9 protein-coding genes are annotated in these 10,724 nt (G+C 63.7%); 4 read left to right on the forward strand and 5 right to left on the reverse strand.

All coding sequences use genetic code 11. The features are described 5' to 3' along the window. Positions 1-444: 444 nt before the first annotated feature. Positions 445-3,663: an inverse autotransporter beta-barrel domain-containing protein gene (locus BV106_RS04870; protein WP_038161315.1), complete on the reverse strand. Its 3,219-nt coding sequence runs from the start codon at positions 3,661-3,663 to the stop codon at positions 445-447. A gap of 1,104 nt (positions 3,664-4,767) precedes the next feature. Here BV106_RS04870 and BV106_RS04875 point away from each other — a divergent pair. Then, positions 4,768-5,106 (forward strand): helix-turn-helix domain-containing protein, encoded by a 339-nt coding sequence (locus BV106_RS04875; RefSeq protein ID WP_038161317.1) that lies wholly within the window; start codon positions 4,768-4,770, stop codon positions 5,104-5,106. Positions 5,107-5,414: 308 nt separating this feature from the next. On the opposite strand, the gene BV106_RS04880 is transcribed toward BV106_RS04875, so the two are convergent. From BV106_RS04880 to BV106_RS04890, 3 genes are all read right to left on the reverse strand, one after another. Then, a complete protein-coding gene (locus tag BV106_RS04880) occupies positions 5,415-5,720 on the reverse strand; it encodes a DUF2892 domain-containing protein (protein WP_038161319.1) in 306 nt (101 codons plus the stop codon). A 101-nt stretch (positions 5,721-5,821) separates the two neighbouring features. Beyond that, positions 5,822-6,139, reverse strand: coding sequence for a hypothetical protein (locus BV106_RS04885; RefSeq protein WP_038161322.1), 318 nt, complete (start codon positions 6,137-6,139; stop codon positions 5,822-5,824). 117 nt (positions 6,140-6,256) lie between these two features. Beyond that, positions 6,257-7,180, reverse strand: coding sequence for a manganese catalase family protein (locus BV106_RS04890; RefSeq protein ID WP_038161324.1), 924 nt, complete (start codon positions 7,178-7,180; stop codon positions 6,257-6,259). A 193-nt stretch (positions 7,181-7,373) separates the two neighbouring features. Between BV106_RS04890 and BV106_RS04895 the strand changes: the two genes are divergently transcribed. Then, on the forward strand, positions 7,374-7,613 hold the full coding sequence (locus BV106_RS04895) for a helix-turn-helix domain-containing protein (RefSeq protein WP_038161326.1): 240 nt from the start codon (positions 7,374-7,376) through the stop codon (positions 7,611-7,613). 3 nt (positions 7,614-7,616) lie between these two features. On the opposite strand, the gene BV106_RS04900 is transcribed toward BV106_RS04895, so the two are convergent. Beyond that, positions 7,617-7,874 carry a hypothetical protein gene (locus BV106_RS04900; protein ID WP_038161328.1) on the reverse strand — a complete coding sequence of 86 codons (258 nt, stop codon included), beginning with the start codon at positions 7,872-7,874 and terminating at the stop codon, positions 7,617-7,619. Here BV106_RS04900 and BV106_RS04905 point away from each other — a divergent pair. Next, entirely contained in the window at positions 7,873-8,829 is a 957-nt protein-coding gene (locus BV106_RS04905; RefSeq protein WP_038161331.1) for a hypothetical protein, read from the forward strand. The two genes, BV106_RS04900 and BV106_RS04905, sit on opposite strands and share 2 nt — an antisense overlap. Before the next feature lie 70 nt (positions 8,830-8,899). Beyond that, positions 8,900-10,348 carry a hypothetical protein gene (locus tag BV106_RS04910; protein ID WP_265595350.1) on the forward strand — a complete coding sequence of 483 codons (1,449 nt, stop codon included), beginning with the start codon at positions 8,900-8,902 and terminating at the stop codon, positions 10,346-10,348. The last annotated feature ends 376 nt before the right edge of the window (positions 10,349-10,724 follow it).

Raw genomic sequence — 10,724 nt, forward strand, 5'->3', positions numbered from 1 at the left:
GCGCGACTGAACAGGCTGAAGCCTGTGACTACTTTGCTCCGCACCTCCAGCCCGGCCTGGGGGTTTGGGTATGAGGGGATGAAGAGACGTCATGGGACGCTGCGCGGGAGACGCAAGACTAGAAGACACAAGACTCAAGACCTGAGCTGGCGCATAGGTTGGAGGTCCGGGCGGGGAGCGGCGTCATGGGACGCTTGTCCGGGACCGGGACAGGAATGTCCCTCGCTCCTTTTACTGACCGCTACGTTGAGGGTGCTTTCTTATGCGCCAGCTCAGGTCTTGTGTCTGGCGTCTGGAGTCTTCTAGTCTGGTGTCTCCGCGCAGCGGCCTGTCTCCGCTGCGCGGGCAAAAAAAGCCCCCGGGCGTCAGACACACCGGGGGCTTCTTCTGCTTATCACTCTTAACTCTTAACTTCTAACTCTTAACTTTTCACTATGCCTCTCATCACGGCACCACCACAGGCAGCGTGACCTGCGTGCCGTTCAGGAAGAAGCTGCCGCTGATGGGCTCCGTCGTTCCGTTGATGACGTTCAGCTTGTTCGCGGTCTCGTTGATGACGCTGTTGCTGGAGGCCGCATCCAGGGTGCCGTTCACGCTGAGTCCGCCGCCCACGCCGTTGGGAGTGACGCGCTCTGCGAGGATGCCGGTCTGCGAGACGCCGATGATGACGTTGTTGTTGAAGTCTGAAACCGTGAGGATGCTGGTGCCGCCGGAACGGAGGTGGATGCCCACGGTGTCCACGGTGGCGGCTGCGGTGATCACGTTGTTCGTGACCTTCGCGTTGAGCTGGCTGCCGCCAGTGGCGGAGATCCAGATGGCTTCGTTGAAGTCACCGCTCAGCACGTTGCCGATGATGTCCACGTCCCCGATGAACGAAGCATCTGCCGGGGCGGTCCCGCGGTGGTCCACGGAAATACCTGCCACGGAGAAGTCGCCGGAGAAGATGTTGTTCAGGATATCCGAGCTGAGCTTGGCGGCCGTGCCGCTGGCCACGTTCCGACGCAGGGAGATGCCGGTGCCGAAGTTGCCGGTCAGGGCATTGCCAATGACATCCACGTCCGTGATGCCGTTGCGGCCTTCCACATTGACCCCGTAGGTGGTGAAGGTGCCGTTCAGCAGGTTGCCCTGCACGAGGCCGTACACATTGCCAGTACCTGAGCCGTTCTGGAAGTAGTAGATGCCCGCGCTCGAGAACGTGCCGGAGAAGGTGTTGTTCAACACCTCCACGTCCACGGAGGAGGCCCCGCTCCTGCGGGCTTCGACGCCATAGGCGAAGGTGCCGGAGAAGCTGTTGCCCACCGCAGTCCCTTCAATGGTCGTGGGGCCGTTCGAGGCGAACTGCACCGCGGAGGTAAAGGCGCTGGAGAAGCTGTTGTTCAGGACGTCCAGTTCCAGGTGCGAGTTCGTCCCGGAGGTCGTGCCCCACACGCCGATGTCGTTGAAGGTGCCGTTGAACTGGTTGCCAAGGGCCTTGCCCATCAGGCTGGACCCGTTCCCGGCGGTGAAGGTGATCCCAGTATCGTCGAACTCGCCGCTGAAGACGTTCCCCTGTGCGGTGGCGTCAAGAACTGACCCGGCCGTCGCGCTGTTAGTGCGGAAGGTAATACCGGTCTGATCGAATTCGCCCGTCAGGTGGTTGTTCGCCACCACGGCGGTGCTTTCCCCTCCCGCGAGGTGATCAACAAGAATGCCGTAGAGCCGGTAGAATCCGCTCAGGTTGTTGTCCACCACCGTGCCGTCGATCACGCCCGTTCCGGCAGTGATGAGACCGATGCCCTGGTCGAAGCCCCCGAGAACGTCATTTCCCTGAACGAGGGCATTCACCGTCGAGCTGCCCTGGCTGAGCACATCGATACCATTGTACGTTGAGGCACTGGGCAGGCCAGTCACCTGGTTACGCAGAACGTTGACCGTGGAGGTGCCGCCGTCATTCGTGGTGGACCGGATGCCGCTGCCGCCGGAGGTGAGGTTGTCCGTCACGAGGAGTTCCCGGACGTTCAGCGCATCGATGGCCGGGGTTTGGGAGGTGCGCACGTCATAGCCGGTCACCTGCAGGAGGCCGATGCTGCTGGCGTTGAGGTTCCCGTTCAAGACCGGACGAGCCGTGCCGCCGCCGAAGTAGGTATCCGCCAGCGCCACGAGGGGCGTGAAGGAGCTGATGAACCGGGTGCTGCCCGAGGCCACCACGGTGCCGGAGTAGTCCGTGCCGGTGCCGCCCTGGGTGTACACCTTCCAGATGCTGCCGTCGGTGCTGAGGTTGGAGTTGGTCCCTGCTGCGACTGCGCCTTCCACGACGTTGTCGAAGGGTTTCTCCGCCGTGCCATCCGCACCTGCCTTGCCGGAGGTCCCGGCCTGGATGCCATTGCCCACGGAGGTGCCGTTGTTCACGAAGATGATGTCATCCGCGAGCACGACGCGCTGGGCGGTCTGGGAGACCACGCGGGTGACGCGCTTCACGCTGGTGCTGCTGGTCCGGGAAACCACGCGCTCGGATTCCTTGAAGCTGTTGGCCAGCTTCACCGCGGCGTTCTGGCGGCCCACGGGCTCGGCCATGCGCTCCAGGAGGTGGCGGCGGCGCGGGGTGAAGGCATCGCCGATGCGACCCCAGAAGCCTTTGCCATCGCCCAGGTCGCCGAATTCAAACGGAAGCTGGAGCTGCACGCCCGCGGTCCAGTCGCTGCCGGTGAGGCGGTCGTCTTCATACCAGGTGCCGCTGAGCACGAGGGCGGGCACGGGGCGGATCTCCAGGCCTGCCTTCCAGCCTTCCACATTGCCCGTGCCACCCTGCTGGGGGCCGAAGGGCTGGTTGTCGAAGCTGTAGTAGCCGCCGATGAGCATGACGTCCAGGTACTTGTCCAGCCCGGGCACGAGCACGGCCACCTCTGCGTCCCAGCCTTCCATGCCTTCCTCAAACCGCTGGAAGAGCCGCTCGATGGTGGTGGTGGTGGTGGTGGTCCGCGTGGTGCGGGTGCTGTAGTTCGTGAAGAGGCCGTCCTGGGCCACGGTGTTGCCCGTGGCGAAGGGATCGCCCAGGGGGGTGACGCCTTGGGAGTCGCTCACGCCGCTGCGGGAGCGGGAGGTGCGGAAGGTCTCGCGGGAGCGCTGCTCCTCCGCAAGCTGCTTGTCCGAAAGAGGGATGTAGTAGTTCCCGCGGAACTCAAGGTAGCGGGTGCCTGCCTCCAGGCCGACCCCGAGCTGCCAGAACTGGTTGTTGGACTCCGTGTCCAGCATGTCGGCAAAGACGTTGGCGCCGATGTAAGCGCCTTCTTCCCAGAAGCCCGCCTGATGGCCGTCGTGGTTGGTCAAGGCGCTGAGGGGCTGGCTGCCAAAGAGGTGCCGGTAGCCGAGGCCGAGGGAGGCCGCAATTTCCCCGCCCTCGCCGTAGGAGACATAGGGCTCCAGGAAGAGCACGCCGCCGCTCAGGGTGGCGTCGCCGCCCAGAGAGCTCCAGACCGGAGCCACGATGCTGAAGTTGCCGTCCGTGTATTGGTCGCTGGTCTTGATGCCAGAGTTGATGGTGCCCAGGTACATGGGGTGCACCTCAGCGGCAGGCTGGATGATCTCCTTACCACTGGGGTTTTTGTCATTGGGAGTACCCGCCGGGGCAGAGAGCGCCGGGAGCAGCGCGAGAAGCAAGCCTGTGCAGGCATGGGGAGTCTTCATGCTTTTGGTATTAGTTAATTTACTCAATGAGAGGGCCTTATGGAAATATTTTCCAGTAATTACAATTAGAGAGGTTGATTGTTGCTCGCAATAATGAATTTCAAAACTTTTAGTCAGTATGGGGCCCGCTGCGCGGGCAGACGCCAGACTGGAAGACTCCAGACTCCAGACCTGAGCTGGCGCCTGGGCTGGGGGCCGGGCGGGGGTGGCGTCGTGGGAAGCGCGGCGACTGAGGTGGCAGACCTCCGCGTGCTCAAAGGGCGAATGCGTGAGATCGCTCCGCTGCCAAAGCCGGTTGGCGCGCGAGTAGCCTGACGCCAAGGGCGTCAAACAAAGTAGCCCAGGGTCAGGCGAGGCACGAGCCGCCACCCTGGGTACATGGGTAAGTGGATCAGAACTCCGAAGTGAGTTCTACAAACTGTGGCCTCATCCCTGAGGTGTCCACGGCACGAGGGTCGTCTCCGGGTGATCTGGACGGTCTGTAGAACTCCCTTGGAGTTCCAATACTCTCGCATCGATACCCGGGGTGGCGACCGCTTCGCGGTCTGACCCCGGGCTATTTTGTATCACGCCGTTGGCGTGGGATGAGAGGAGGAGGGGACGTCGCTTGTGGCGCGGACGGCCGGAGTCTGTCGTGGTGAATTGCCGGGAAGGACGGCCACATTCGTTCCTTTCGCTCCTACGCGGGGCTGGGAACCCCCGCCTCCTTTAGGCTTCCAGGCTCGCGATCAGCAAACGGAGGGAGGGACATTCTTGTCCCGGTCGGACGCGAGGCGACTGAGGTGGCAGACCTCAGCATGCTCAAAGGGCGGATGCGTGGGATCGCTCCGCTGCCAAAGCCGACGGGGACCGTCGGACTACGCCCGCGGCGGCAGCTGAAAGTAGTGCTAGGCTTTAGCCTGCGTTCTTGCCACGCGGCCGTGCGATTGAACAGTCCCGCATGCGGGACTGTGACTACTTTGCTCCGCGCCTCCAGCCCGGCCCGCTTCGCTGGAGGCGGCCTTCCATGCGTGAGCTCAGGTCTTGTGTCTTGTGTCTTCTCGTCTTGTGTCTCCCCCATAGCCAGCCGACCAGACGTATGCTAACTACAGTCAGCCGCCTGCGATGCGCCCCCTGCACCACCCCTCTCTCAACGACATCACCGTGGAAGGCATTCTTCATGCCTTCTCCGATCCGGTGCGGGTGCAGATCTTTGCCAACCTGCACGGGGCCCAGTGCCCGATGACGTGCTCGAACTTCCTGGTGCTGGACAATCGCACGCTGCCGAAGTCCACGCTGTCGCAGCATTTCAAGGTGCTGCGGGAGGCGGGGCTGATTCGCAGTGAGCGCAAGGGCGTGGAGATGCACAACACCAGCCGGATCCCGGAGCTGAAGGAACGCTTCGGCCCGCTCATCGTGGCGATCCTGGGAGCCTATAAAGAGCAAGGGCAGAAAGAGGGATAAGGGAAGAGGGGCAAGGGATAAGGGAGGGAGCTGGACTGAGGGCTGAAGCGTCTGCAAGCCTGGCCCTTGCGGATGTGTCATCAAGTGAGCGAGCGGCGACTGACGTGGCAGACCTCGTCGCGCTCAATCTTCTACACGCTGCATCCCTCCGCTCCCACAGCCGACGGGGACCGTCGGACTACGCCCGAGGCGGCTGCTGAAAGTAGTGCCGGGCTTTAGCCTGGCGTTGTTTGAGATGGGTAGCTCGACTGAACAGTCTGAAGCCTGTGACTACTTTGCTCCGCCCCGCCCCGCGAGCTTCCCAGGCCTCAACCGGGCAGGCCCTCTTTCGTTGTTTCCTCTTGCTCCGGCGCAGGTTCACCGGGCCGGTTCGTGTTGACGCCCAGGCGATAGTAGAGTGGACAATGGGCGGTCACGCTGCGTGCACTGAGTGCCAGGGCTCCCGCGTGCAGGGCCACGGCAGCGAGTCCGCGGGAGCGCAATCCCGCAGCGAAGAACATTCCGGACAGGGCCAGCGTCACCCAACGCTCGCCAGGACCTACGTTTTTATCAAGCTGTTTTCCCAGCTCAACGACTTCCGGCACTTCTGCAAAGGGTTGGTAAGTAAGGGACATACATGGCGGGATCGAGCACGCCCCGCGCTTCAGCCTCAATTAATGCACCCCGGGGCCAACTTTCCAGGCCATCGCGGCCGGGTGGCGGAATGGGTTCACTCCTATAACTCCTCCTTGTTCGACTCACTCCACTTGATCTTCCATCCTTCCACGTACTCGACTAGCTCCTCTACAGAAACGCCGTCGTAAGAGGCCTCGGGCGGCAGTTTCAGGGACTGGTCCTTGAGGACCGTCCAGATCAGTTCGAGCGTCTGCTCGGAGCACTTCAGCGCCACCGTGCGTTGGGAAGGGTCTGAACCGGGCGCCTGGGGGGCACTGGTCCGGGACTCCTTGATCAGGACGCCCGCCTGAGGGGCCACCTCTTCCAGCAACTGCTGGAGGGCTGCCACTTCATCCAAGGGAACGAAAAATGCATTCATTTGTTTTGTTGGTGGTCGCGCGCGTTTCAGCAGACCGGCTTGAGGCACTGCGATGAGGTTGCACCGCCCTCTTTTGCAAGGGCGGCGTCCCCGGTTTGCCCCGTGGCACGCTCTTATTTATTTGCCCAGCATCTTGCCGTACCAGTCGAGCATGTCGGGATCGATGTCATCTGCCCCCGGAGCGGTGAGCTGGGGCTCCTCATCGAGGTCCGGCCAGGGCGCACCCTCCGGCATCCCGTCCTGCACGATCAGCTCTTCTCCGTCCTCGGGGTGCGGGCCGTTCCAGATCTTGTCCAGTTCACGGTAGTCCTCCGGGCTCCAGCGGTACATGATCCGGTGGATGCCTTTGGCCTCGTGCACCATGGCCTCGGGGAACTTCTTGTTGCACACGTCCGGGATGGGCAGGAGCGCGCTCACATTGGCCCCCGTCAGCTTCTCCAGCGCCCGGGCATACGCGACGATGTGCACCCCGCCCCGCACCAGCAGGAATCCCACCATGGCGCGGGCGGTGGGATCGCTCACCATTTCATAGACCCGGATCTTCCCAGCACGCGCACCGCACTCGAGGAAGAAGTTGTGCAGGAGGTCCATCTTGAGATTGCCTGTCGCCGTCACGTTGGCCCCGGTCCACGGTTGCCCCATGGAGTCCATGGGCAGGGCAGTCTGGCCCGAGCCCAGAAAGTGATACGAGTTCCGTGCTCCCATCGCCTGGGCCAGGGGGGAAGGGTCTGTCTTGTTCGCCGTCTCGGGCGTCTTGTTCCGGTCGGCACGCGCGGTGGTGCCGGTGAGCAGGAGATTGATCGTCGCAGACACCAGCTCGATGTGGCTGTACTCCTCCGCAGCGATGTTGGAGATGAGATCGTAGAAGGGACGGATCTTCTGCCGACCCCGAAAGTTGAACGACTGAAAGGTGTAGTTCATCAGGGTGGACATTTCCCCGAACTTTCCTCCCAGGAGCTCCTGTACGGCGGCTGCGGCATTGGCATCGGGGGCTTCCGGGACGGGAAGCGCCATGGCGAGTTTGTCGAATTTCTGAATCATACAGGCGTATCGCCCGGGCAGTGGGAGGCGGGGGATCATTCGCCACCCTGACCCCCATGCAGGGGCGCGATGGAGAAAATGAGAGGGGCGTGACGGAGGAGGTTAGGTGCCAAGTGTTAGGCGTTGAGGAAAGATCCCTTCTGCCTTTTTTCTCCGTTTGATTAATTGCCAAGCTTAGCGCACATTGTCCTTCATGGGGGGGAATGCGACTGACAGGTCACTGGAGGGTACGGAGGGGCTGCTGACGAAGCTGGAGGTGGCGGGCATCCTGAGGGTGCGGCCGAAGACGATCGAGCGCTTCATGGCCCAGCGGGAGCTGCCTTACATCAAGATCGGGCGGCTGGTGCGCTTCGAGCGCGCGGGGGTGGAGGCGTTCAAGCGACGGCTCACGGTCGCTGCGTCCCCCACCCCGAAGCCGGACGGGACGGACTGATTTTTATTTCCTAATACTTACCCGCGCGCAAGGGTCGCGGCCAAACATCCGCCGGGCGGGCATCCCCGCGCCGGAAAGGGACTTGCTGTGCCCGGTGCCGGGGGCAGCACGGAGAGAGAGCACATCAAAGAGAGGAACAAACGAGGAGAAGATGATGATGACGACGACAACGAACAGGAGAACGCCCCAGGCGACAACGCAGAGGCAGAACACCCCGCCGCGACCTGTGGAGGACCGGGCCTGGCAGTACATCTCCCGCATGCCGCCCTCCATCCAGGGCGAGGGCGGCAGCGCGGCGCTCTTTCGCGTGGCGGTGGTGCTGGTTCGTGGTTTTAACCTCCCGCCGGATGCGGCCAGCCCGCTGCTGGAGCACTGGAACCGCGCCTTCTCCCGCCCCGTGTGGACGGACGCGGAGCTGCGCCACAAGCTGCGGGATGCCGACCGCAGCGGTCACATGCCGTATGGCCACTTGCTGCAGGACGATGAGTCCGCAGGCTCGACCGGATATCGCCATCGCCCCCTGTACCGCTCCAGCCAGCCAGTCCGGACGCGGCCCACGGAGCCCCCAGCGATGGATCCGGCGGAGCAGCGGGCGAAGCACACGTTCTTTCCTCTTACCGATGCCGACGAGGCCCGCATCGTGGCGCTCCGGCACGTCACTCCGGGCATGGTGCATCTGTTCAAGAACAAGGGGCTGCTGCACAACACGCGGGTGGACGGGCAGACCTGCTGGTGCCTGGTGGAGGACACCTTTGCCCAGGCGCGCCGCTATGATGGCGGCCTGCTGCGCACCGCCCGGGGCCCGACCAAGGCCAGGACGCTGGCGGGTTCACGGGGCAGTTTCTTCGGACGTAGTTTCCTCACTCGCGGCCGCCCGCCGGTGCTGATGGTGGAGGGCGTGGTGGGCCTGCTGGAGGCGGCTTCCGCCATCGATCTGGCCGATGCCCCCTGGGTGCCGCTGGCTGCTGTGACGGCAGGGGCCACCTTTACCCGCGATCCCCGCATGCTGGAGCTGCTGCGCGGTCGCCGCGTGCGCATCCTGCCCGATGAGGGCGAGGCCGGTCGCAACGGGGCCGCCACCTGGCATGCCGAGCTGAGGGTGGCCGGGGCGCAGGTGGACGTCATCGAGCTGCCCGCCATCCGCAATGACCGGGCCAATCTCCTGGCGGATCCGCAGGCTCACGCGCGGTCCCTCCAGCTTCTCTTCGCCGACTGACACAACCCTTTCTTCATTTCTCATGTACGCAACAACGACGACGAACACGAACACGAACACACGACCGACCATGGACCTGCCGCCTCTCTTCGCCTCCCGGCTCTCCCTCGATGACGCCACCGGTATCGAGGATCAGGCCACCCGCCGCGACATCGGGGAGGAGATCCAACAGCGCCCGGCCTACACGCGCGCCCTGCGCCGCAGCCACGCCGCGTGGTTCGAGGAAGTGTACTACGACAAGGCCCACAAGGAATACCTCATCCTGGACGACCGCGGGGACTGGTTCCCGGTGATGGAGGGGCCTCTGCGCCGCCACTGCAAGGTGCGCGGCATGGCCATCATGACGGCCAAGCCCGGGCTCATTTCTGAGTTCGAGGAGTTCATCACCATGGTGCAGTGCCGCCGCCCGGTGGGCTACGCCGGTCCGCTGGCCGGGCATGTGAAGGGTCCACGCGAGGTGAACGGGCAGCTCATCCTGGTGACGACGGATCCCCAGATGCCCGTGGCGGTGCCGGGGCCCTGGCCGGTGCTGCGAGCCTTGATCGACGGCCTCTTCGTGAGCGAGGAGCATGACCAGCGCGTGCACCTCTTCGGCTGGCTGCAGTGCTCCATCCTGGCCATGCACGCCCACTGGCGGAAGGCCGGGCAGGTGCTGGTGATGGCAGGCCCGGTGAAGAGCGGGAAGTCCCTGTTTCAAAAGGTGATCACCCGGCTGCTGGGCGGTCGCGAGTGCCGCCCTTACGGCTACATGACCGGCACCACGGACTTCAATGCGGACCTCTTCGGCTGCGAGCACCTGCGGCTGGATGACGAGAACGGCACTACCGACATGCGCGCCCGCCGTCAGTTCGGCGCCCGCATCAAGGAGCTGCTCTACGGGCATGAGCAGCGTCTGCACGCCAAGCGCAAGGACGCCCTGCTGCTGGACCCCGTGTGGCGCATGACCGTGGCGCTGAATGAGGAGCCGGAGAACATGCAGGTGCTGCCCCCGCTGGATGACAGCCTGGAGGACAAGCTCATGATCCTGCGCGCCGCCCGCTGCCCCATGCCCATGCCCACGAACTCCCTGGAGCAGGAGTCCGCCTTCTGGCAGACGCTCATGGACGAGCTGCCCCACTTCACCCACTACCTGCTGCACGAGTTTCAGATCCCGGCGGATCTGCGCGACAGCCGCAGCGGCATCCGCCACTGGCACCACCCGGAGCTGATCCAGTCCATCCGCGAGCTCTCGGCCGAGGTGCGTTTCCTCGCCCTCGTGGACCGCGCCCTGCTCACCCTGCACCTGAAGGACACCTGGACCGGCACCGCCAACGAACTGGAAGCCCAGCTCCTGGCCATCCCCGAGGTGCGGGGAGACGTGCAGCGGGCCCTGTATTTCCCCAATGCCTGCGGCACTTTTCTGGGGCGGCTGGCGCGGCTGTGCCCGGATCGGGTGAGGCATCATAATACCCGAAACTGCCGGAGCTGGGTGATCCTCCCGCTTAGAAGCGACGATGGGGAAGAGACAGCCAATGAGTGAGGGGAAGGCCTGGAGGAAGTCGCAGGCGGCAGGGTCTGCGACACCATCGACACCCTTTTTCCAAGTTACGCCAAACAGCCTCCCCCTCCCTATTTCTGTGAACTCACAAAAAGGGTGTCGATGGTGTCGCAAAATGGGGGTTCGAGCATCGATTCCCACCCTCTGGTCTTTGATCACCAACCATCCAGCGCCCCTGTAGTTGTCGACGTGAGGAGGCACTAGCTGAAGCGTCTGCGAGATCGCTCTTGTGGAGAGTTTCCGCCTGCCCAACGCATTGGGGATTGGCACACATCGCGGTGACGACAAGAGACGCTCGACTGAGCGGGGTTGGGAAACCCCGCCTCCTTTCAGCTTCCACTCCCGCGGTCAGTAAAAG

Source organism: Verrucomicrobium sp. BvORR106 (genome assembly GCF_000739655.1).
GTDB lineage: Bacteria > Verrucomicrobiota > Verrucomicrobiia > Verrucomicrobiales > Verrucomicrobiaceae > Verrucomicrobium.

Excerpts from the sequence above, each read along its gene's own strand:
- BV106_RS04870 (WP_038161315.1), bottom strand. The coding sequence starts at position 3,663 with ATGAAGACTCCCCATGCCTGCACAGGCTTGCTTCTCGCGCTGCTCCCG.
- BV106_RS04875 (WP_038161317.1), top strand. The coding sequence starts at position 4,768 with ATGCGCCCCCTGCACCACCCCTCTCTCAACGACATCACCGTGGAAGGC.
- BV106_RS04880 (WP_038161319.1), bottom strand. The coding sequence starts at position 5,720 with ATGTCCCTTACTTACCAACCCTTTGCAGAAGTGCCGGAAGTCGTTGAG.
- BV106_RS04885 (WP_038161322.1), bottom strand. The coding sequence starts at position 6,139 with ATGAATGCATTTTTCGTTCCCTTGGATGAAGTGGCAGCCCTCCAGCAG.
- BV106_RS04890 (WP_038161324.1), bottom strand. The coding sequence starts at position 7,180 with ATGATTCAGAAATTCGACAAACTCGCCATGGCGCTTCCCGTCCCGGAA.
- BV106_RS04895 (WP_038161326.1), top strand. The coding sequence starts at position 7,374 with ATGGGGGGGAATGCGACTGACAGGTCACTGGAGGGTACGGAGGGGCTG.
- BV106_RS04905 (WP_038161331.1), top strand. The coding sequence starts at position 7,873 with ATGCCGCCCTCCATCCAGGGCGAGGGCGGCAGCGCGGCGCTCTTTCGC.
- BV106_RS04900 (WP_038161328.1), bottom strand. The coding sequence starts at position 7,874 with ATGCGGGAGATGTACTGCCAGGCCCGGTCCTCCACAGGTCGCGGCGGG.
- BV106_RS04910 (WP_265595350.1), top strand. The coding sequence starts at position 8,900 with ATGGACCTGCCGCCTCTCTTCGCCTCCCGGCTCTCCCTCGATGACGCC.